Raw genomic sequence first — 21,544 nt, 5'->3', positions numbered from 1 at the left:
TTTATTTCGAATATTTCGTTTGAGGTGAAATTCCCATTGAAATCAACCCCTTAGAGCGTTTCATTCCTTGAGGGAATCGAAGGGGGATTCCCGATGGGGCGAGACTGTGATTCAAGATGCAGGCTGGATTGGAGGCCAGCCTGAATGCGCCCTCTATCGAATGACCTGCGTGAGCGTGTCGTTGCGGCGGTCAGCGGCGGTGAGAGCTGCCGGTCCGTAGCGGCCCGGTTTGACGTTGCGGCGTCGACAGTCGTGAAGTGGTCGCAGCGCTACCGAAGGACGGGGTCGGTGGCCCCGGGGAAGGTCGGCGGCCATCGCAAGCCGGTGCTGGATGCTCACCGGGCTTTCATCCGCCAGCGGATCGACCAGACGTCGCACCTGACTTTACATCGCCTCAAGGACGAGCTGGCCGCTCGAGGCGTCGTCGTCTCGCACAATGCGGTGTGGACGTTCCTGCGCCGCGAAGGGCTGAGCTTCAAAAAAAACACTGTTCGCCCTTGAGCAGGGCCGTGCCGACGTGGCCCGTCGGCGGCGACGCTGGCAAGCCCTGCAGGCCGGGCTCGATCCGCGGCGCCTGGTCTTCATCGACGAGACCTGGATCAAGACAAACATGGTCCCCCTGCGCGGCTGGGCGCCAAAGGGCCAGCGCCTGCGCGGCTTCGCCCCTCAGGGACGCTGGAGAACCCTGACCTTCCTCGGCGCGCTCCGCTGGGATGGCCTCACCGCGCCCTGCATCTTCGACGGTCCGATCAACGGCCAATGCTTCCGAGCCTACGTCGAGCAGCTGCTCCTGCCGGCGCTGCAGCAAGGCGATATCGTCGTTCTCGACAATCTCGGCAGCCACAAAGCCAAGACCCTGCGCCCGATGCTCAAAGCCGCAGGCGCAAGGCTTTGGTACCTGCCGCCGTACTCCCCCGACCTCAACCCGATCGAACAGGCCTTCTCCAAGATCAAACACTGGATGCGCATCGCCCAGAAGCGAACACCGGAAGCCCTCTCGCGCCACCTCGGAAAGCTCATCAAGACCATCCGCCAATCCGAATGCTGCAACTACATCCACAACGCCGGATATGCTCACGTCAAAACATGAAACGCTCTAGGCGAAGATCTTCCGCGCAACGATCAGCAGCAGCGCGATGGACGCGACGAGGATGACGAGGAGCGTGACGACGATGCCGGCGGCCCGGCCGGGATTGACGGCGGTCGTCCTGGCGAGGCCGAAGGCGTGGGCCAGGCGGGCGACGATGAAGGCGATGCCCAGCGCATGGACCAGCACCCGCGAGCCGCCGCAGATCTCGAGCAGTGCCAGCAGGACCACCGCCAGCGCGGCATATTCGGCAAAATTTCCGAAGACCCGGCTCATCCGGCTCATGTCGGCGTCGCCGCCATCGCCGATGCTGACCCGGCTCCGCTGGCGCTGACGGATCACCAGCGCCGCGAGCAGCACGCAGAGGAAGCCGGTCAGAGCGGCGTAGAAAGCGGTGACGAACGGCAGGGCCGGCATTGCCATGGATGATGTCTCCTAGGGAGCGCGCACGAAACGGAACAGGACCTTGTCCTGGCTGTAATAGCGCAGCTGGTCCACGACCTTCGGAAAATATTCGCTGCCCACCGTCACCGGCATGAAGGCGTCGAGATCGAGCGGGCGCACGGCGACATGGAAGCCCGCGTCGCTGAACGCCTTGGCGACGCTGTCCAGGGAATGGTCGTAGAGCGGGATCGACGAGGTTTCGGCGATCACCTTGCGCCAGCGCGGCCAGACGGCGCTGTCCTTGTGGCAGCCCATGGCCGCGACGTAGGTCCCGCCCGGCTTGAGTGCCGCCTTGATGTCTGATGCATGCACGGCGAGGTCGGGCAGGAGGTAGAGGACCTCGTGGCTGAAGGCGAAGTCGAACGTCCGGCCGAGCGCGGCCGCACTCTCGCCGACCTTGTACTCGATGGGCCGATAACCCTTCAGCAGGTCGGCGCGGGCCACCGATTCGCGGGCGATGTCGATGCCGACCGCCGACTGGAAGGGATGGCGATCGTGGAGCATCCGCAGGAAGCCGCCCTGGTTGCAGCCATAGTCCAGGATGGTCGACTGGCGGAGATCCTCGTGGATCGAAACGTCGATCATGCGCCGCCAGATCGGCGCGTGGGCGGCACCCATCGCCTCCTCGTCGGCGGCGTTGCGGTTCCAGGTCCGGATGATGGAAGACCGTTGCATCGCTTCCTCCTTCGGGAAGAAGCGAGCCTATCACGCCATTGTTGCGCCCGCCCTAATCAGGCCCGGCCGCGCCACGGGTGAACGAGGAGCGGCCCCGCGATCAGGCTGCCGAAGGTGACGATGCCGACGGCTATGGCCGTGAAGACGCCCGGCAGGCCCCAGCCGAGATGTTCGATCGCGAACAGGCCGCCCAGCGACGCCACGAGCAGCCGCGTCACGCCGGCGGCGAAGGGCGCCTTCATGCGGCCGGCGCCCTGGCTGGCGAAGGACAGCGTCATGCCGATGCCGAACACGAAGTAGAAGGGCGCGACGCGGGTGACATAGGCCACGGTGGCGGCGATCACGTCGGGATCGTCGGTGAAGAGGCGGGCCCAGCCCTCGGGGAACAGCGCCACGACCCAGCCGAAGGCGCCGATGCCCAGCCCGGCGACCAGGCTGCCGATCCAGGCGGCCCGGACCGCCCGCCGCCAGTCGTTGGCGCCGGCGGCGACGCCCACGATGGTCGTGAGGCCGGAGCCGATGCCGAAGGCCAGCGGCACCAGCATGAATTCGAGGCGCACGCCGATGCCATAGCCGGCCAGCGCCGCGACGCCGAAGCGGCCGACGAGGCCCGTGACCAGCATGGCGGTGAGGTTCGCGGTGAAGGCGGAGAAGGAGGCGATCAGGCCGACCCGCAGGATCTCCCAGAACAGGCGCCCCTGGAGGGGGATACCGGACAGGGCCGGCACGAAGCCCAGCTTGCCGGCCCACAGCGCGCGCGCCTGCAGCAGAGCCGATACCGCCGAGGTCAGCAGCGACGAGATGGCAGGACCGGCCATGCCCATGCCCGGCCAGTCGCCGATGCCCAGCGCCAGTACGTAGGAGAGCGGCACCTGGGCGATCGAGGAGACCAGCATGTAGCGGCCGGGAGTTGCCGCATCGCCGCCGCCGCGCAGCAGGGCCGAGAGGAAGAAGTTGGCCCAGATGAACAGCGAGCCCGTGAACAGCACGTGGGAGTAGGTGAGCGCCCTGGCGAGCGCGGCCCCTTCGCCGCCCAGCAGCCGGTAGAGCGAAGGCGCGACCGTCCAGGCGAGCAGGGTGAAGAACAGGGCCAGCACCGCGCCGAGAACCAGCGCGTGCAGCACCAGGGCGCGGGCGTCAGCGGTCCGGCCGGCTCCCAGGGTGCGGGCCATGGCGGCCGCCACGCCGCCGCCCATGCCGCCGGCCGCCATCATGGTCATCATCATCATGAGCGGGAAGACGAGCGCGAAGCCTGCCAGCGCCTCGGTGCCCAGCCGCCCGAAGATGAACGTCTCGGCGATGGCCACCAGGGTCTGGACGATCATGACGGCGGTGGTGGGGGCCGACAGCCTCCACAGGCTCTTGCCGATGGGCGCGGTGAGAAGGGGATGCGACAGGGAAGGCTCCAATTAGGTGCATATGCACATTATCAGGCCGCGCCCTCGTGTCACCTTACAAACGCTGAGGGAGGCATTAGCTTTCGGCCATGACCCAGCAGACAGAACGCCCCCTCGCCAAGCCCTCGGTCCAGGTCGAGAACGACCGCGTCATCGTGACGGAATGGCGCTTCCCGCCGGGAGGCCACACGGGCTGGCATCGCCACAATCACGACTATGTCGTGGTTCCCATCACCACGGGCGAGCTGCACATTTTCGACGGTAAGGCGACGGTGCCGGCGCCGCTGCGGGCCGGCGTGTCCTATTCCCGGCAGACGGGCGTCGAGCACGACGTCATCAATCCCAACGATTTCGAGTTCGTTTTCGTCGAGATCGAGGTCAAGGCCTGATGCTGCCGCCGGGCTGCCCCGCGCCCGGTCGCATTGACTTGGTCCCTTCAAGGGGTCATATGGGGTCCGCCCAGCGGTCTCGCTCGATCCTCGAGCCTTATGTGACTGCTCCAAGTCCAGCGGAAAGAATGGACTAAACCACGGAAATTAAATGAGTTTTGAGAGTTTGGGGCTGAGCGCCCCGGTACTGCAGGCAGTAGCCGAAAAGGGCTACACGACGCCGACCCTCATCCAGGAAAAGGCCATCCCCATCTGCCTGATGGGTCGCGATGTCCTCGGATGCGCCCAGACGGGCACCGGCAAGACCGCCTCCTTCGTCCTCCCCATGATCGACATTCTCTCGGAGGGCCGCGCCAAGGCACGCATGCCGCGCTCGCTGATCCTGGAGCCGACCCGCGAACTGGCCGCCCAGGTGGCCGAGAACTTCGAAATCTACGGCAAGTACCACAAGCTCAACATGGCGCTGCTGATCGGCGGCGTGAGCTTCCCCGACCAGGAGCGTGCCTTGGAGCGCGGCGCCGACGTGCTGATCGCCACGCCCGGCCGGCTGCTCGATCATTTCGAGCGCGGCGGCATCCTGCTGAACGACGTCAAGATCCTGGTGATCGACGAAGCCGACCGCATGCTCGACATGGGCTTCATCCCCGACGTCGAGCGCATCGTCGCCACCCTGCCGCCGCTGCGCCAGACCCTGTTCTTCTCGGCGACCATGCCGCCGGAGATCAAGCGCCTGGCCGACCGCTTCCTGAGCAACCCGAAGGAAGTCACGGTTTCGGCGCCGGCCTCCGCCTCCAAGAACATCGTGCAGGGCCTCGCGGTCGTGCCGGAAGAGGACAAGCGCGAGGCGCTGCGGGCCCTGATCAAGGAACAGGACATCAAGAACGCCATCGTCTTCTGCAACCGCAAGAAGGACGTGGCGATCCTGCAGGGCTCGCTGAAGAAGCACGGCTTCAACGCCGGCGCGCTGCACGGCGACATGAGCCAGCCCGCGCGCATGGAGACGCTGGAGAAGTTCAAGCAGGGCGAGATCCAGATCCTGGTGGCCTCCGATGTCGCCGCCCGCGGCCTCGACATCGTGGCGATGAGCCATGTGTTCAACTTCGATGTCCCGTTCTCGCCCGAGGACTACGTCCATCGCATCGGCCGCACTGGCCGCGCCGGTTTGACCGGCCATTCCTTCACGCTGGCGTCGCCCGACGAGGGCGGCCTGGTCGAGGCGATCGAGAAGCTGATCGGCACGGAGATTCCGAGGGTCGAGGTTCCGGGCATACAGACTGTGGCCTTCGAGGCGTCCGACGGACGCCGTCGCGGGCGCGGCCGTGGACGGAGCAGTTCGAGCAGCGGCACTCGTAGCCGCAGTTCCAGCTCCAGCAGCCGTCCGCCGCGCGAGCCGCGTCCCGATGTCGAGGTGCGTCCCGAGCGTGAAGCCCGTCCCGAGCGGGAGGCCCGTCCGGAACGCGAAGCACGGCCGCCACGTGAGCCGCGGGCCGAGCGTCCTCCTCGCCAGCCGCGTCCTGAGCGCGAGCCGCGTCCCGAGCGTGAGGTGCGTCCCGAGCGTGAGGCGCGTCCCGAGCGTGAAGCGCGGCCGCCGCGCGAGCGCCGCCCGGAGCGGTCCGACCGTCCACGTCAGGATCGTCGCGACCGTGACGATACGCCGGCGCCGATGGGCCTCGGCGATCACGTGCCGGCTTTCCTCGCCCGTCCGACGCGCTAGGATCGCGCGTCGCGGCGGAGGGCGTTGATGCAGACCATTTTCGTCATGGTGAAGTGCGAGCTCGGCAAGGCCTACGAGGTTGCCGACAGCGCCGTCGCCGTGGAGCAGGTGTCGGAGGTCTATTCGACCTCCGGGCAGTACGACCTCCTGATGAAGTGCTATCTCGACGCGAAGACCGACATCGGCCATTTCGTGACGAGTCAGATCCAGACCCTGCCGGGGGTGAAGGACACGTTCACCCTGATCACCTTCAAGGCATTTTCCTGAGCACGGCCCTTCCGCAGAAGCATCTGCCGAGGGGCGAGGACTTCCTGCTCCTCCCGCCGTCCATCCAGCCCTACGCCTATCGCAACGTCGACAAGTTGTTCGCCCATCGCGTGATCGCCAGGGGGCCGAACCCACGCGAGCTGCCGCGCGGGACTGAGATCGCGCCGGTCTATGTCGCCGCCGGCCGCGAGCACGACGTCGCCTCGTTCATGGACCGCAACGTGATGGTGGGCATCCTGGTGATCCATCGCGGCCGGATCGTGCTCGAACGCTACGGCCTCGGCCTGCAGGAGCACGACCGCTGGTCGACCATGTCGACCGTGAAGTCGATGACGGCGATGCTGGTCGGCGCGGCGGTGCAGGACGGTGCCATCAAGTCCATCGACGATCCGCTGACCGACTACCTGCCGGCGCTCAGGGACTCGGCCTATGAGGGCGTCACCCTGCGGCACGTCATGACGATGTCGTCGGGCGTGCGCTGGACCGAGGTCTATCCCGACCGGAATTCCGACGTGAACCGCTATTCGAAGTCGCTGGCCGACAAGGTGCCCGACGGCGTGCTGAAGCTGATGGCCTCGCTGCCGCGCGCCCATCCGCCGGGCAGCACCTTCCTCTACAATTCGGGCGACACGTTCCTGCTGGGCGCTGCGCTCACCCGCGCCGTCGGCAGGAAGCTGGCCGACTACATGTCGGAGAAGGTCTGGCGGCCCGCCGGCATGGAATGCGACGCCTTCTACACACTCGAAAGCGATGGCGGGCAGGAGATCGGCGGCAGCCGCGCCGGCATGGTCCTGCGCGATTTCGGCCGCTTCGCCGAGTTCGTGCGCAACGACGGTGTCATCGACGGCACGCGCGTGCTGCCCGAGGGCTGGGTCGAGGCGGCCGCGACGCCGGCCTTCGTCGTGCCGGCGCCCTCCGTGCCCGACATCACGCATTACGGCTACAGCTGGTGGCTGGGCGACGGGGTGATGGCGGCGCTGGGTCATGCCGGTCAACGCATCGACATCTTCCGGGACGAAGATCTGTCGGTTGTGACCCTTGCCGCCCTGCCGCAGCCGCCCTATGTGCCCGCCACCGACCACGATCGCCGCGCGGAGATCGTCACCTTCACACAGGCGGTGAGGGCGGCCTGCGCGGCAGCCAACCGAGAGAGCCGACCCGCATGACGACGACGCCCGCCAAGAAACTCGAACTGCTCGTCGAGCGCATCGTCATGGGCAGCCGCTGGCTGCAGGCGCCGCTCTATATCGGCCTGGTCGCCGTGCTGGGCGTGGTGGTCGTGAAGTTCCCCTTCAAGATCTGGGAGCTCGTTCGCAAGGCGGTGAGCGCCGAGGAGGCGGATCTCGTGCTGGCGGTGTTGTCGCTGGTCGACCTGATCATGGTCGCCAACCTCGTCGTGATGGTGATCATCTCGGGCTACGAGAATTTCGTCAGCCACATCGACGTCGACAGTACGCGCGACCGGCTCGCCTGGTTCGGCAAGCTCGACGCCGGCTCGCTGAAGATCAAGCTCGCCAGTTCGATCGTGGCGATCTCGTCGATCCACCTGCTGCAGCGCTTCCTCGAGGCCGGCGACTATGACAACGGCAAGCTCTATGCGCTGGTCGTCATGCACATGGCCTTCGTGGTCTCGGCGCTGCTGCTGACCTATATCGACAAGATCGCTTCCGACAAGAAGGCAGGCGGGCATTGAGCCCGGATTCATTGATGAGAGGCGGCAAGGCGGTCCTCGCCATCTGGGTGGACATCGAGCCGGCCGACGATGCCTTCTTCGAACACTGGCACAGCCGCGAGCATCTCGGGGAGCGCGTCTCCTGTCCCGGCTGGCTGCGCGGCAGTCGCTTCAAGGGCGTGACGCGGCCCGGTCGCTACCTGCTGTTCTACGATGCGGGGAATGCCCAGGCCTTCGAAAGCGAGACCTACTACGCCCGGCTGCGCGCGCCCAGCGAGATGAGCCGCGCCATCTTTCCGAAGTTCCGCAATACGTCGCGCACCGTCTGCGCGGTCGAGCAGCGCTGGGGCGAGGGGATCGGCGCGGCCGTTCTGACCTTGCGCATGAAGGGCAGCAACGTCGCGCCGTTCGACAGGCTGGCCTCGCCGGAGACGGCCCGCGTCGACCTGCTCACCGGTCGTGCCAATGTCGGGCAGGCGCACACGGCCGAGAAGGACCTGCGCGGCAAGCCCGACCTGCAGATCGAACGGGCGCTGGTCGCCTTCTTCTGGTCGGTCGAAGCCGCCCAGGCCGCCCGCGACCGCCATGCGCCCGAGGGCGAGGTCTTCGCCCTGCGGCACACTGTGTCGAAGAGCGACCTCGTCGGTTGAGGCGCTTCCTCACTGGAGTGCGCCACTCCAGTGGCGCTCACCGTCCAAAGACTTCTGTCAGTTGATCAGCCCGTAGAACTTGCCGGCGTTGGTGCAGGTGATCATCTTCACCTGCTCGGCAGGGACCTCGGCGAACTGTTCCTTGATGTATTTGTCGGAGTGCGGCCACACGCCGTCGCCGTGCGGGTAGTCGGAGCCCCACATCAGGCTCTCCGCACCCATCTCTTCGATCAGCTTGGCGCCGATGCGGTCGAACTGGAACGTGGCCTTGCACTGGCGGCGCCAGTAGTCGCTGGGCTTCATCTTGAGGCCGAGATCGGTGAAGCGGTCTTCCCACTCGAAATCCATGCGGTCGAGCGCGTAGGGGATCCAGCCGCAGCCCGATTCGCCGAAGGCGATGCGGATGTTGGGGAAGCGCTCCAGCACGTTGGCGCCCATGATGGCGGCCAGGATGTTCACCAGGTTCATCTGGAAGCCCGAGACGACGGTGAAGAACACCGAGCGGCCGACCCGGCCGGGATACTTCTCGATGGTGCCGGGCGGGACGTTGGGGAAGGTGTGGAAGTGCAGCGGAAGCTGCACGTCGTTCACGGCCTTCCACAGCGGGTCCCACATCGGATGCCACATTGGCTCCATGTCCCACGAGCAGGAAAGCTCCAGGCCCTTGATGCCCATCTTCGCCACCCGGTAGGTCTCCTTCACCGCGGCATCGATGTCGCCGTAGGGCAGGCAGGCCAGGCCGATATGCCGGTCGGGATAGTGGCTGCAGAAGTCCTTCAGCCAGTCGTTGTAAATACGCAGCATCTCGTTGCCGGCCTCGCGGTCGTTGAGACGGCTGGCGGCCCCCAGGATGCCGTAGATCACCTCGGCGTCGACGCCGTCGCGATCGAGGTCCTTGATGCGCAGGTGCGGATCGGAGATGCGGCGGATGTCCCTGGCGCCGTCGGCGTAGAGGCCGGTCTCGGCCATGATGTCGACGCGGTGATGCTTGCCTGGAACGAACTTGGAGCCGGAGGGGCCGACGCCGTTCTTGAAGCCGAACGAGGCGCCGTTCTTCGCCACCCACTTCGGACCATCGTCGGTGTCGGTGACGTAGGGCATGCGGTCCTTGAGGTCGCGCGGCGCCATCGAGGTGAACAGGTCGGGCGGCATCCAGGGCAGGTCGAGGTGGCTATCGGCCGAGATGCGCTTGTATTGCATGGCGTTTGGCTCCCTTTGATCTTCTGAGGGAATTATGCGCCGTCTGATGGGCGGGGCAATGCTCCTACTGTTTCGCGGGTCGGCTTGTGCTAGGGCTCGCACCATGACTGATACGGCCGCTTCCCGACGCGACGGGGACTTCGACTACATCATCGTGGGCGCCGGCTCGGCCGGGTGCGTGCTCGCCAACCGGCTCTCGGCGGATTCGAAGAACCGCGTGCTGGTGCTCGAGGCGGGCGGGCGCGACAACTGGATCTGGTTCCACATTCCGGCCGGCTATCTGTTCGCGATCGGCAATCCCCGCGCCGACTGGATGTTCCAGACCGAGAAGGAGCCGGGGCTCAACGGCCGTGCGCTCAACTATCCGCGCGGCAAGGTGATTGGCGGCTGCTCGGCGATCAACGGCATGATCTCGATGCGCGGCCAGTCGCAGGACTACGACCACTGGCGCCAGCTCGGCCTCACCGGCTGGGGCTGGGACGATGTCGCGCCGGTGTTCCGCAAGCTCGACAATCATTTCCTGGGCGACACCGAGCATCACGGCGCCGGCGGCGAATGGCGGGTCGAGGAATCGCGGGTGCGCTGGGAAGTCCTCGACGCGGTGATCCGGGCCGCCACCGAGATGGGCATCCCGCAGACTTCGGACTTCAACACCGGCGACAATACCGGCGTCGGCTACTTCCACGTGAACCAGAAGCGCGGCATCCGCATGTCGGCGGCGCGCGCCTTCCTGAAGCCGGTGCTCGGCCGTCCGAACCTGAAGCTCGAGACCGGCGTTCTGGTCGAGAAGCTGACCTTCGAGGGCAAGCGCTGCACCGGCGTGCTCTATCGTCAGGACGGCCGCCTCGTCGAGGCGCGTGCGAAGGGCGAGGTCATCCTGGCGGCCGGCGCGATCGGCTCGCCGCAGATCCTTCAGCTTTCCGGCATTGGTCCGGGGGAGTGGCTGGCTCAGTCGGGCGTTCCGGTTCTGCACGAGCTGCAGGGTGTCGGCCGGAACCTGCAGGACCATCTGCAGCAACGCGCCATCTTCAAGGTGAGTGGCGTCAAGACGCTCAATACGGATTACCACTCGCTGGTCGGCCGGGCGCTGATGGGCATGCAATATGCATTGCTGCAGAAGGGGCCGCTCACCATGTCGCCCTCGCAGCTCGGCATCTTCACGCGCTCTTCGCCCGATCAGGAAAGATCGAACATCGAATTCCATGTCCAGCCTTTGTCGCTCGACAAGTTCGGCGAGCCGCTGCATCGCTTCCCGGCGATCACGGTGAGCGCCTGCAACCTGCGCCCGACCTCGCGCGGTACCGTCCGCCTGCGCTCGGCCGATCCGTCGGCCAAGCCTGTCATCGCGCCCAATTATCTCGCGACCTACGAGGACCGCACCGTGGCCGCCGACGCGATCCGCGTGACGCGGCGCCTGATGCGCCAATCCGCCATGCAGCCCTACCATCCCGAGGAATACCTGCCGGGTCCCGCTGTCGGCGATGACGATGCCTCGCTCGCCAAGGCCGCCGGCGACATCGGCACCACGATCTTCCATCCTGTCGGCACGGCGAAGATGGGCCTGCCGTCGGATCCGCATGCCGTGGTCGACGAGCGGCTGCGGGTCATCGGGCTTCAGGGGCTGCGGGTGATCGACGCGTCGGTCATGCCGACCATCACCTCGGGCAATACCAACACGCCCACGATCATGATCGCCGACAAGGCGGCCGGAATGGTCCTCGCGGACAACAAACAAGGAGACGTACGTGCGTAGCAAGATTCTCGGACTGATCGCGGCGGTCGGCCTGTCGGTGCCGGCCGTTTCCCTGGCACAGCAGCCGTCGACGCTGCGGGTGGTGGCGCATTCGGACCTGAAGATCCTCGATCCGATCTGGACCACGGCCTTTATCGTGCGCAACCACGGCTACATGATCTACGACACGCTGTTCGCGCTGGACGGCGACCTCAAGATCAAGCCGCAGATGGTCGACACGTGGAAGATGAGCGACGACAAGCTCACTTGGACCTTCACCCTGCGCGACGGCCTCGAATTCCATGACGGCCAGCCCGTCACCACCGAGGATGTCATCGCCTCGCTGAAGCGCTGGGCCTCGCGCGACAGCCTGGGCAACATCCTGTGGGCGAAGGTCGCCGAGCTGAAGGCCGTCGATGCCAAGACCTTCCAGATCGTGCTCAAGTCGCCCACGGGCGTCGTGCTGCAGGCGCTCTCGAAGCCCTCGGGCAATCCCTTCATCATGCCCAAGCGCGTCGCCGAGACGCCGGGAACCGACCAGATCAAGGAGTTCGTGGGTTCCGGCCCGTTCATCTTCAAGGCCGACGAGTGGAAGCCCGGCGACAAGACGGTCTACGTGAAGAATCCGAAGTACAAGCCGCGGGCCGAACCGCCTTCCGGCCTCGCCGGCGGCAAGATCGCCAAGGTCGACAGGGTCGAATGGGTCGCGATCCCCGACCAGCAGACGGCGGTGAACGCGCTGCAGGCCGGCGAGATCGACATCATCGAGGCGCCGCAGCACGACCTCTATCCGCTGCTGAAGAAGGATCGCAACGTCTCGATGGTGACCACCAACAAGTGGGGCAACCAGTACATCTATCGCTTCAACCAGCTCCACAAGCCGTTCGACAATGCCAAGAACCGGCAGGCGATGCTCTACGCGCTGAACCAGAAGGACTTCCTGAACGGGGTCATCGGCGACCCGGAGTACTACATGGTCTGCAAGGCCATGTTCATGTGCGGCGGGCCCTACGAGACGACCGCGGGCTTCGTCGACAAATACGAGAGCGATTTCGCCAAGGCCAAGCAGCTCCTGGCCGAGGGCGGCTACGACAACACGCCGGTCGTCCTGCTGCATTCCACCGATCTCTACGTGCTGACCAACATGGCGCCGATCGCCAAGTCGCTGATGGAGAAGGCGGGCATGAAGGTCGACATGCAGTCGATGGACTGGCAAACCCTGGTCGCCCGCCGCGCCAAGAAGGATGCGCCGGACAAGGGCGGCTGGAACGTGCTCATCACGTCGACCTCGGGTGCCGATTCGCTCGATCCGCTGACCTACAGCTTCATCAGCGCGGCCTGCGACAAGGCCTGGTTCGGCTGGCCGTGCGACGAGGAAATCACGCGCCTGCGCAATGCCTTCGCCGACGAGACCGACGAGGCCAAGCGCAAGGAGATCGTCGAGAAACTGCAGCTGCGCGCCGCCGAGGTGCCGACGCACGCCTTCCTCGGCCAGTACAACAACGCGATGGCGATCCGGAAGAACGTGACCGGCAGCGTGGTCTCGCCCGTGCCGGTCTTCTGGAACATCGAGAAGAAGTAGCGGGCGTTCGGACGCCGTCGTCGATCAGACGACGGCGTCGCCCGCGATCTGCGTCCGCTGCATGCGGCGATGGAACGCGCCGGCATCGTGGATCGCCAGGTGCTTGGTGCAGCGATTGTCCCAGAAGGCGATCGAGCCGGCTTCCCAGCGGAAGCGACAGGTGAATTCCGGCCGGTGACCGTGATCCATGAGGAAGTCGAGCAGCGGCTTGCTCTCGCGGTCGGTCATGTTCTCGAACCGGCATGAATAGGAGTGGTTCACGAACAGGCATTTGCGGCCGGTCTCGGGGTGCGTGCGCACGACCGGATGCAGGCTTTCGGTCGGCCGCCAATTCGAATCCTCGCGCACCTTGATCGAGCGGCGGGCGTTCAATCCGGCTTGCGGGCCGGCAACCCGGATATCGCTGTGCACGGCGCGGAGGCCCGCCAGCATCGATTTCATGCCGTCGGAGAGGCTCTCGTAGGCGAGGTACTGATTGGCGAACAGCGTGTCGCCGCCATAGGGCGGCACTTCGAGCGCATAGAGGATGGCGCCCATCGGCGGCTCGGGCATCATCGTGGTGTCGGAATGCCATTCCTCTCCGACGATGCGCTGGTCGCCGGGCGCGCGCACGACGCGCACGATCTCGGGATCGCCGGCGCCAGTGTTGAAGTTGGGATGGATGAAGATCTTGCCGAAGCGGCGGGTGAAAGCCTTGTGGCTCGCATCGTCGAGCTTCTGGTCGCGGAAGAAGATCACCAGATGCTCGAGCAGCGCGCGACGGATTTCCGCGATCGTCGCGTCGTCGGGGCCGGCGCCGATGTCGACGCCGCCGATTTCCGCGCCCAGGGCGCCAGCGATGGGAGAAACGGTGATGCGTCGGTAGTCCACCATGCAGGCGATGATGCGGGTGGCGGAACGGGCGGGCAAGGCGGCGCGGACTGAACTTTTCGCGCGGCGGGACGTTTAGGCGGCGCAACCCTTTTTGCCGGAGGCGGACGTGGCGGCGCAGGAGAGCATGGTGATTGCCCAGCAGGGCGCATGGGCGAAGGCCGAGCTCCTGGCCCGGCGCATCCATCAACTGACCATGGTGCCCATGCGCTCGGAGAATCACCCGACCTGGGATCCGACCTGGCGCCAGGCCGTGGAAGCGGCTTTCGTGGCCATCGCTTCAGGCAACGAAGATGCGATGGACGACGCGCTTACGCGCCTCGAACAACTCGCGCTCACGCTGTAGATATTTACGGTTCGGCAACGCACGCAAAATGTGGCGGCCTTGCACCACGATATGGAATCGATGCGGCGACTGGGGCGGCATTGCAACCAAATCGGGGCAGGGGAGTTAACCGTTCGTGGTCACTCAACGAGCGGGGAAGCTTGAATGAAAAAGTACTTTGCAGCAGCGGCATTCGTGGCTTTGGCACCGCTTGCGGCCCAGGCGCAGACGATCAATGCGCAGGAGGGCTTCTATATCGGCGCCGGCGGCGGGGCGGCGTGGTTCATCGGCTCGAATTCCAATGCCAATACGTGGACCGGCTGGTCGGTCGGCGGCAAGGCCGGTTACGACTTCGTGGGGCCGCGCCTCGAACTCGAGGTCGGCTACGGCCAGATCCCGACCTCGGCCAACATCCCGGGCACGGCGATCAACGGCAAGGTCGGCCAGCTCAACGTGATGGCGAACCTGCTGTACGACTTCATGCCTACCTCGGTCATCACGCCGTACATCGGCGCCGGCGCGGGTGTCGCCTTCGTCGACAGCAACAGCTCGCTGGGCAGCACGCAGTTCGCCTATCAAGGCATTATCGGCGTCGCCTACAATGTGGACGAGCAGCTCCGGTTCATGATCGAGGGCCGCTACGTCGGGACGACCAACCCCAGCGTCAACACGCCGTTCGGGAACGTCAGCTTCCAGAACAACAATATCCTCGCGTTGGCGGGTGTGCAGTTCAAGTTCGTATCGCCGCCGGCCGCCCCGCCGCCGCCGCCGCCGACGGTCGCTCCGCCGTCGTTCATGGTGTTCTTCGACTGGGATCGCGCGAACCTGTCGGCCCAGGCGCTGACCACGATCCGCCAGGCCGCCAACGCCTACAAGCAGAAGGGCAACGCCCGCATCACCGCGACCGGCCATACCGACACGTCGGGCTCGGAGAGCTACAACATGGCGCTGTCGCTGCGTCGCGCCAACGCCGTCAAGGACGCGCTGGTCCGCGAGGGTGTGCCGGCGACGAATATCAGCGTCATCGGCCGTGGCGAGCAGGGTCTGCTGGTGCAGACCGGCCCGAACGTCCGCGAGCCGCAGAACCGCCGCGTCGAAATCGTCATCCAGTAAGACGAAGCGTTCACTCAAGTCGGCCGCACCGGCAACGAGCCGGTGTGGCACGCGTTAGAGGAAAGCCGGACCTCACGGTCCGGCACTCCGGTTGCGGCCTTCCAACCCTCTCCCCGAGTGGCGTCGGCTGCGACCGGAGACCCTCTGTCTCCATCTTCGTGATCCAAGCCGGCCATCCCCGCGATTGCCGGCTTTTTCCGTTCGCGCGGCTCGAGCGGTCGTGTCCACCCTGTGATCGCGCGTGGCGCGCAAATGCGTAACGCAACCGTCAACCTCTCCCATCGTTGTATTACCAACAATTCACGCGCAGGAGACTCTCATGCTGAAGTTCACCAACATCGCGATCGTCGCGGCGCTCGGCCTGGGTGTCGCTGCCTGCGGCAACAATCCGACCGACCGCGCCCTCACCGGCGGCGCGATCGGTGCCGGCACCGGCGCCGTGGTCGGCTCGACGATGGGTGCTCCGGTGGCCGGCGCGGTCGTGGGTGGCCTGGGTGGCGCCGCGATCGGCGCAGCGACGACGCCGCGCAACGACTACGGCTACTACCGCTAAAGACCGACAGTCGGACCGACGGGGTGGGTGCCAGCGGGCGCCCACCCCTTTTTCGTGTGCGCCCTTACAAGGGCAATGCGAAACTGAGGAGATGGCCCGTCTCTTCACCCGCCACATCGAGAACTTCACCTGCGAACGCTGCGGCACCGAGGTCGAAGGCAATGGCTTCACCAACCATTGCCCGGCCTGCCTGTGCAGCAAGCATGTCGACGAGAATCCCGGCGATCGCGCCGCCGGGTGTGGTGGGCTGATGGAGCCGATCGCGGTGGAGCAGGCACGGGGACGCTACGTCATCGTTCACAAATGCCTGAAGTGCGGCGAGGTGAAGCGCAACAAATCCTCGCCGGAGGACAGTTCGCGCGCCCTGGTCGAGGTCGCCCGCCGGCGGGCGATGTCTTGAGGCTTCTCCTTCTTTTCGTTCTGCTCGTCGTCGCCGCCACCGGACCAGCCTCTGCCCAGGGCGTCGAGGATATCGAACAGGCGTGGCGCGGCTGGATGTCAAAGACCCAGCGCACGCGCGGCGGGCTGGTGGTGATGCGCGTCGGGCAGCCGGTGCACGAGGCCACGATGGGCCGTCTCGCGCCGGGCGCTCCGGTACCGTATGCCAGCTTGTCGAAGGCGGTGACCGGCGTCTGCATCGCTACCCTGATCGAGCGTGGGACGCTTTCCTTCGACACTCCCGTTTCGCAGGCATTGGCGCGCACGATGACTAGGACCGGCCGGCCGGCCGATCCGCGCCTCCTGCCGGTGACCGTTTCCGAACTCCTGGTCCATCGTGGCGGCTTCGGTCCGTCGATCGGCCGCGACGGTGACATGGCCAACTGGCTTCGGCGCAACTCCGGAGGCCGCACGGCCTTCGACGAGCAGCTTCGCTGGCTGTTCGCCCGCAGGCTGCAATACGCGCCGGGCGAGCGCTTCGAATATTCGAATGCGAACTACCTGGTGCTGGGCGCCATCATCGAGGAGGCGGCCGGCCAGCCTTATGAACGCTATTGCAGGGACGCCGTCCTGACGCCGCTCGGCGCGCGCGACGCCGTGCTGGACCCGGCCTGGCGCATCCTGTCGAGCTACGGCGGCTGGCGCATGCCCCTGGCCGAATACGGGCGCTTCTACCAGGCCTTTGCGCCGGACAATCCCGCGATCGGCCCGCGGGCGCGGCAATGGATGATGTCGCCGGACGGCAAGCAAGTGGGCGGTGGCACCCATTACGGGCTCGGCACCTTCGTGCGGCCGACGCCACGCGGCGGCGGCAATTTCTGGCATGCCGGCCGTTGGGTCTACGACCTGCGCAATGCCCATGACGGACCGCTGAACGTCTCCTATTCGACCTTTGCGGTGCGGCTGGGGGCGCTCGACGTCAACATTGTGAGCTATGCCGAGCCAGGGCGCGAGCAGGGCGACGGTGGGCTCGATGGGGCGCTGGGCAACGCCGCCCGCGGTGTGAAGCGCTGGCCGTGACACGTCCGGCAAGCTGCATGGCCTAGGGCTGCGGCGGAGTCGTGCGGGGCGCCACGTTCACACGATCGCCCTCCCGGAGATCCACGGCGGGGTTCAGGATCACCCGGTCGCCCGGCTTGACGCCCTCCCGCACTTCGATCTCGATCCCGAGGTCACGGAATACCGTGATCCGTCGCAGGTGCGCGACACCGTTCTCGACGACCGCGACCTGTTGGCCATCCTGATTGAAGATGAGGGCGCCGGCCGGGATCAGCAGCGCCGGAACCGCGCGTGGCACCAGGATCTCGGCCATGGCGTAGGTCCCAGGCTGCAGCGTGCCATCGGGGTTGGCGATGTCGACCTCGGCCAGCAACGTCCGGGTCCCCGGCTGCAGGGCGTCGGCGATCCGCGTGACCGTCCCGGTGAAGCGGCGTCCCGGCAACTCGGGCACGGTGATGACGGCCTTGATGCCTGGCCGGACGCCGACGGCTGCGTCCTGCGGCACGAACACCTGGGTGCGGATCACGCTGCTCTGCTGGAGGACGAACATGAAGGTGGCGTTCACGGCATCGGCCTGGACCAGGCTGCCGATGTCGATGTTGCGCTGGGTCACGATGCCGTCAAAGGGTGCGACGACCCGCTGATAGGCCTTCTCCTGACGCAGCACCTTGAGTTGAGCCTCCTGCGCGGCGACGTTCGCCTGGGCGACGTCGACCGCGGCCTCGGTCGCCCTCAGCGTCTGCACGTCGATCGTCCCTCTCTGCTGTGGCAGCCAGCCGTCCTTCACCAGCGGATGGTCGCGGTCCCAGGTGACGCGCGCCAGTTCCTGATTGGCTTCGGCCTGATGCTGGGCCGCCTGCAGTTGAACGAGCGTCGCCTCGGCCTGGGCGATCTGGTGGTCGAGTTCCGGCGCGACAATCGTTGCGAGGAGGTCGCCGGCCTTCACGCGGTCGCCGATGTCGACGTTGCGACGGTCGATATATCCGCTGGCGCGCGCGAAAATGTTCGCCGCGGCGAAGGCTGTGGTGGTGGCGGGAAGTCGCACCGACCGTTCGTCGCTGGCGGCGCGCACGTCGGCCACCCGGACGGTGGAGACGGCCGCGAGCCGGAGTTCGGTGGCGGCCTTGGCCCCGGTGTCGCGCTCATGAAGTTGCCAGGCGCCGACCCCGATGGCTGACGTCAGCAGCGAGAAGAGGGTCACGGCGAGAAGCGCGGGAGTGGTGGTCATGGCAACTGCTCCTTGAAGACGCCGCCGCCGGCATTGGCCCCGGCGCGCAGCCAGGCGAACAGGCAGGGCACGACCAGCAGCGTGGTCGGGGTGGCGAACAGCAGCCCGCCGATCACGGCACGGGCCAGCGCCGCGTTCTGCTCCTCGCCGGCGCCGCCGATCGCCATCGGGATCATGCCGACGATCATGGCGGCGGCGGTCATCAGGACCGGCCGGATGCGCGTGTGCCCGGCGGCGATGGCGGCGGCGCGTGCGTCGAGGCCGGCGTCCCGCTGCTCGCGGGCGAAGGTGACGAGCAGGATCGAGTTCGCCGACGCGACGCCGACCGCCATGATGGCCCCCATCAGCGAGGGAACGCTCAGCGTCGTGCCGGTGGCGAAGAGCATGACGACGATACCGCACAGCGTCGCGGGCAGGGCGAGCAGTACCACGAAGGGATCGCCGAAGTTCTGGTAGTTCACCACCATCAGAAGGTAGACGAGCACCGCCGCGAACAGCAGGCCGATGCCGAGATTGCGGAAGGCGAGGTCCATGCTCTGGATCTGGCCGACGATCTCGATCCTGTTGCCCGGCGCCATCTGCTTCTGCAGATCGGGGACGGCGGCGCGGATGTCGTCGGCGACCCGCCCGAGGTCGCGGCCCTGGACGCCGGCATAGACCTCGTAGACCGGCTGGATGTTCGCCTGGTTGGCGTTGGTCGGAACGCTCTGGCGCGTGAACGTCGCCACGTTGCTGAGGAGACCGGGCACCGGGCCGCCATCGACCGCGGTACCGTTGGCGAGCGCCGTCGACACGGGCGTGTTGCCGAGATCGTTGAGGGAGGCGACCTGTGCCTCCGGCGTCTGCACCGCGATGTAGTAGGGGATGCCGGATTGGGGGTCGGTCCAGAAGTTCGGCGTCACCTGCTCCGACGAGCTCAGGCTGATGTTTATGTTGCTCCCGATCGTGCTGGTGTTCAGCCCGAGTTCCGCGGCACGCGTGCGGTCGATCCGGGCGAGGAAGGACGGCGCGTCGGTCTCCTGCTGGAGATGCACGTCGACGACGCCGTGGATCGCCGCAAGTCGCTTCTGGATCTCGCGGGCGACACGCAGGTTGTTGGCGCGGTCGTAGCCGACCGTGCGAACGTTGATCTGCGCGGGCAGGCCGAAGTTCAGGATCTGCGTGACCATGTCGGCCGGCTGGAAATAGAAGACCGCCTCGGGGAACGCGGCGGGCAGTTCCCGCCGCAACCGGCTCACATAGTCCTCGGTCGGCGCATGACCTTCCTTCAGGGCGACCTGCACGGTGCCGTCGTTCACGCCGATGGTCGAGCCGTCGCTGAAGGCCAGATTGTAGGGGCGCGCCGGGAGGCCGATATTGTCGACGATCAGCTCGAGGTCATGGGCGGGAATGATCTCGCGGATCTTGTTCTCGACGGCCTGGAAGAGCCCTTCGGTCGCTTCGATGCGCATGCCGGCGGGGCCGCGGACATGGAGCTGCAGGCGGCCGGCGTCGATCACCGGGAAGAAGTCGCGGCCGACCACGGTGAAGACGCCGGCGCCGGAGCCGAGCACCAGGACAGCGACCAGGACGACCGCGACCGGGCGGCCGATCAGCTCTTCGAGCAGGAGGGCGTAGCGATGACGCAGCCGCTCGAAGCCGGCGTCGAAGGTGCGGTGGATCCGGGCAAGGACGCCGGGTGTCTCGCCGGGCGCGGCATGGCGCTCGCCCTTGAGCAGCAGGCCGATGGTGATCGGCGTCAGGGTACGCGACAGGCCGTAGGAGGCCAGCATGGCGAACACCACGGCGAGGCCGAGTGGCGTGAACAGGAACTTGGCGGGGCCGTCGAGGAATACGACGGAGGTGAACACGCAGCTGATCGCAAGCGTCGAGACGAGCGTGGGAATGGCGATGCCGGCCGCCCCGTGCAGGGTCGCCAGCGGCAGCCCCATCTTCTCTTCGGTCAGCAGGCGATGGGTGTTCTCGATGGTGACCGTGGAATCGTCGACCAGGATGCCGATCGCCAGCGCCAGCCCGCCCAGGGTCAGCGTGTTGATCGTCTCACCGAGGAAGTACAGCGCCACGAGCGACGCCAGGATCGACAGCGGGATCGAGATCATCACGACCAGCGTCGATCGCCAGGAGCCGAGGAAGAGCAGGATCATGGCGGCGGTCAGCGCGGCGGCGATGGCGCCTTCCCGGAGCACGCCGTAAAGCGCATCGCGCACGAACACCGACTGGTCGAACAGTTCGTGGATCTCCATGCCGGGCGGCGCGGACTTGCGGATCGTCTCGAGCGCCTCCTTGACCCGGTTCACGACCTCCAGGGTCGATGCGTTGCCGTTCTTGATGATGCTCAGCAGCACGGAATGCTTGCCGTCCTGACGCACCATGTTCTGTTGCACCAGCCAGCCGTCGTGGACCTGGCCCACGTCCTTCACGAACACGGTCGCGCCGTTCACGACCTTGACCGGGATGTCGTTCAGCTCGTCGATCGTCGACGGCATTCCGTTCGTGCGCACGAGGTACTGGGTGTCGCCGATCTTCGCGGTGCCGGATGGCAGGGTGAGGTTCTGGGCGTTGACCGCGGCGACGACGTCGAGCGGCGTCAGCCCCCGCGCCACGAGCTTCGCGGGATCGATGTCGACCATGATCTGGCGGTACTTGCCGCCGGCGGGTGTCGGCAGGGTGAGGCCCGGAATCGGCGCAAGCTGCTGGCGCACGCGGTAGATGCCGTAATCGTAGAGCTGCTGCTCGTTCAGCGTGTCCGAACTCAGGGCGATCTGGAGAACCGGGACGCTCGAGGCGTTGAACTGCACGACGACGGGCGGCTGGATGCCGGCCGGCATCAGCGCGCGGATCGTGTTGGTCGCCGCCACGATCTGCGAGATGGCGAGATCGAGGTTCACGTCCGGCTGGAAGTACACCTTCTGCACCGACAGGCCCGCCAGGGTCTGTGCCTCGATGTTGCGGATGCCGTTCACGTTGCCGCTGATGGCGTACTGGCTGTAGGTCGTGACCCGCTGCTCCATCTCCGGCGTGCTGAGACCGGAGTAGCTCCAGATCACCGTGACCACCGGAATGCGGATCTCCGGAAAAATGTCGGTCCGCATCGAATGGGCTGCGATGCCGCCCAGGAAGACGATCAGCGCCGCCACGACATAGTATGTGTACGGGAAGCGCAGCGCGAACCGGACGATACCCATGGTCGTTCGCCGCGGCGATCAGAG

At 66.4% G+C, this 21,544-nt stretch carries 21 protein-coding genes; 14 read left to right on the top strand and 7 right to left on the bottom strand.

The genetic code is table 11. The annotated features are described in order from the left end of the window. The first annotated feature begins 144 nt into the window (after positions 1 to 144). Positions 145 to 1,090 (top strand): IS630 family transposase gene (locus EPO41_RS08805; protein WP_296323404.1). Its coding sequence is split into 2 segments (ribosomal slippage): positions 145 to 477 and positions 479 to 1,090, totalling 945 coding nucleotides; the frame shifts between segments, so codons are not numbered across the junction. A gap of 6 nt (positions 1,091 to 1,096) precedes the next feature. Here EPO41_RS08805 and EPO41_RS08800 read toward each other — a convergent pair. The 3 genes from EPO41_RS08800 to EPO41_RS08790 are packed head-to-tail and all read right to left on the bottom strand — an operon-like array spanning position 1,097 to position 3,615. Continuing rightward, positions 1,097 to 1,510 carry an MAPEG family protein gene (locus EPO41_RS08800; protein WP_296323401.1) on the bottom strand — a complete coding sequence of 138 codons (414 nt, stop codon included), beginning with the start codon at positions 1,508 to 1,510 and terminating at the stop codon, positions 1,097 to 1,099. Between the two features lie 12 nt (positions 1,511 to 1,522). After that, the gene (locus tag EPO41_RS08795) at positions 1,523 to 2,206 is read right to left on the bottom strand and encodes a class I SAM-dependent methyltransferase (RefSeq protein WP_296323399.1); all 684 of its coding nucleotides are present in this window, start codon (positions 2,204 to 2,206) and stop codon (positions 1,523 to 1,525) included. Positions 2,207 to 2,262: 56 nt separating this feature from the next. After that, a complete protein-coding gene (locus EPO41_RS08790) occupies positions 2,263 to 3,615 on the bottom strand; it encodes an MATE family efflux transporter (protein ID WP_296323395.1) in 1,353 nt (450 codons plus the stop codon). Positions 3,616 to 3,692: 77 nt separating this feature from the next. On the opposite strand from EPO41_RS08790, the gene EPO41_RS08785 reads away from it, so the two are divergent. The 6 genes from EPO41_RS08785 (at position 3,693) to EPO41_RS08760 (ending at position 8,295) form a co-directional block, all read left to right on the top strand. Further along, complete coding sequence (locus tag EPO41_RS08785) at positions 3,693 to 3,992, top strand: cupin domain-containing protein (RefSeq protein ID WP_296323392.1); 300 nt, start codon at positions 3,693 to 3,695, stop codon at positions 3,990 to 3,992. A gap of 151 nt (positions 3,993 to 4,143) precedes the next feature. Beyond that, a complete protein-coding gene (locus EPO41_RS08780) occupies positions 4,144 to 5,706 on the top strand; it encodes a DEAD/DEAH box helicase (RefSeq protein WP_296323388.1) in 1,563 nt (520 codons plus the stop codon). A gap of 27 nt (positions 5,707 to 5,733) precedes the next feature. Continuing rightward, the gene (locus EPO41_RS08775) at positions 5,734 to 5,973 is read left to right on the top strand and encodes an Lrp/AsnC family transcriptional regulator (RefSeq protein ID WP_068194247.1); all 240 of its coding nucleotides are present in this window, start codon (positions 5,734 to 5,736) and stop codon (positions 5,971 to 5,973) included. Between the two features lie 95 nt (positions 5,974 to 6,068). After that, a complete protein-coding gene (locus EPO41_RS08770) occupies positions 6,069 to 7,139 on the top strand; it encodes a serine hydrolase (RefSeq protein WP_296323381.1) in 1,071 nt (356 codons plus the stop codon). After that, positions 7,136 to 7,666, top strand: a complete 531-nt coding sequence (locus tag EPO41_RS08765) for a TIGR00645 family protein (protein WP_296323378.1) — start codon at positions 7,136 to 7,138, stop codon at positions 7,664 to 7,666. Before EPO41_RS08770 ends, EPO41_RS08765 begins: the two co-directional genes overlap by 4 nt. A gap of 14 nt (positions 7,667 to 7,680) precedes the next feature. After that, positions 7,681 to 8,295: a hypothetical protein gene (locus EPO41_RS08760; RefSeq protein WP_296323375.1), complete on the top strand. Its 615-nt coding sequence runs from the start codon at positions 7,681 to 7,683 to the stop codon at positions 8,293 to 8,295. A 57-nt stretch (positions 8,296 to 8,352) separates the two neighbouring features. On the opposite strand, the gene EPO41_RS08755 is transcribed toward EPO41_RS08760, so the two are convergent. Beyond that, a complete protein-coding gene (locus EPO41_RS08755; protein WP_296323372.1) occupies positions 8,353 to 9,495 on the bottom strand; it encodes an amidohydrolase family protein in 1,143 nt (380 codons plus the stop codon). A 103-nt stretch (positions 9,496 to 9,598) separates the two neighbouring features. Between EPO41_RS08755 and EPO41_RS08750 the strand changes: the two genes are divergently transcribed. Further along, positions 9,599 to 11,248 (top strand): GMC family oxidoreductase N-terminal domain-containing protein, encoded by a 1,650-nt coding sequence (locus tag EPO41_RS08750; protein ID WP_296323370.1) that lies wholly within the window; start codon positions 9,599 to 9,601, stop codon positions 11,246 to 11,248. Next, positions 11,241 to 12,809 (top strand): ABC transporter substrate-binding protein, encoded by a 1,569-nt coding sequence (locus EPO41_RS08745; protein ID WP_296323367.1) that lies wholly within the window; start codon positions 11,241 to 11,243, stop codon positions 12,807 to 12,809. The genes EPO41_RS08750 and EPO41_RS08745 overlap by 8 nt, the downstream gene beginning before the upstream one ends. A gap of 24 nt (positions 12,810 to 12,833) precedes the next feature. Here the strand turns inward: EPO41_RS08745 and EPO41_RS08740 are convergent, their stop codons facing one another. Beyond that, positions 12,834 to 13,718 (bottom strand): TauD/TfdA family dioxygenase, encoded by an 885-nt coding sequence (locus tag EPO41_RS08740; protein WP_296323365.1) that lies wholly within the window; start codon positions 13,716 to 13,718, stop codon positions 12,834 to 12,836. A gap of 70 nt (positions 13,719 to 13,788) precedes the next feature. Between EPO41_RS08740 and EPO41_RS08735 the strand changes: the two genes are divergently transcribed. The 5 genes from EPO41_RS08735 (at position 13,789) to EPO41_RS08715 (ending at position 17,128) form a co-directional block, all read left to right on the top strand. Continuing rightward, positions 13,789 to 14,025, top strand: a complete 237-nt coding sequence (locus EPO41_RS08735; protein WP_296323363.1) for a hypothetical protein — start codon at positions 13,789 to 13,791, stop codon at positions 14,023 to 14,025. Positions 14,026 to 14,169: 144 nt separating this feature from the next. Then, a complete protein-coding gene (locus EPO41_RS08730; RefSeq protein WP_296323360.1) occupies positions 14,170 to 15,117 on the top strand; it encodes an OmpA family protein in 948 nt (315 codons plus the stop codon). A gap of 319 nt (positions 15,118 to 15,436) precedes the next feature. Then, the gene (locus EPO41_RS08725) at positions 15,437 to 15,670 is read left to right on the top strand and encodes a bacteriocin (RefSeq protein ID WP_296323358.1); all 234 of its coding nucleotides are present in this window, start codon (positions 15,437 to 15,439) and stop codon (positions 15,668 to 15,670) included. Between the two features lie 91 nt (positions 15,671 to 15,761). After that, a complete protein-coding gene (locus EPO41_RS08720) occupies positions 15,762 to 16,070 on the top strand; it encodes an RNHCP domain-containing protein (protein ID WP_296323355.1) in 309 nt (102 codons plus the stop codon). Then, positions 16,067 to 17,128 carry a serine hydrolase domain-containing protein gene (locus EPO41_RS08715; RefSeq protein ID WP_296323351.1) on the top strand — a complete coding sequence of 354 codons (1,062 nt, stop codon included), beginning with the start codon at positions 16,067 to 16,069 and terminating at the stop codon, positions 17,126 to 17,128. Before EPO41_RS08720 ends, EPO41_RS08715 begins: the two co-directional genes overlap by 4 nt. 22 nt (positions 17,129 to 17,150) lie before the next feature. On the opposite strand, the gene EPO41_RS08710 is transcribed toward EPO41_RS08715, so the two are convergent. Both EPO41_RS08710 and EPO41_RS08705 read right to left on the bottom strand, forming a co-directional pair. Next, positions 17,151 to 18,335, bottom strand: coding sequence for an efflux RND transporter periplasmic adaptor subunit (locus EPO41_RS08710; protein ID WP_296323348.1), 1,185 nt, complete (start codon positions 18,333 to 18,335; stop codon positions 17,151 to 17,153). Beyond that, entirely contained in the window at positions 18,332 to 21,520 is a 3,189-nt protein-coding gene (locus tag EPO41_RS08705) for an efflux RND transporter permease subunit (RefSeq protein ID WP_296323343.1), read from the bottom strand. The genes EPO41_RS08710 and EPO41_RS08705 overlap by 4 nt, the downstream gene beginning before the upstream one ends. Between the last annotated feature and the right edge of the window lie 24 nt (positions 21,521 to 21,544).

This window comes from Reyranella sp. (genome assembly GCF_004297265.1).
GTDB lineage: Bacteria > Pseudomonadota > Alphaproteobacteria > Reyranellales > Reyranellaceae > Reyranella.
Note: the sequence above shows the minus strand (reverse complement) of the source record. Positions and strands in the feature narration are given on the sequence as shown.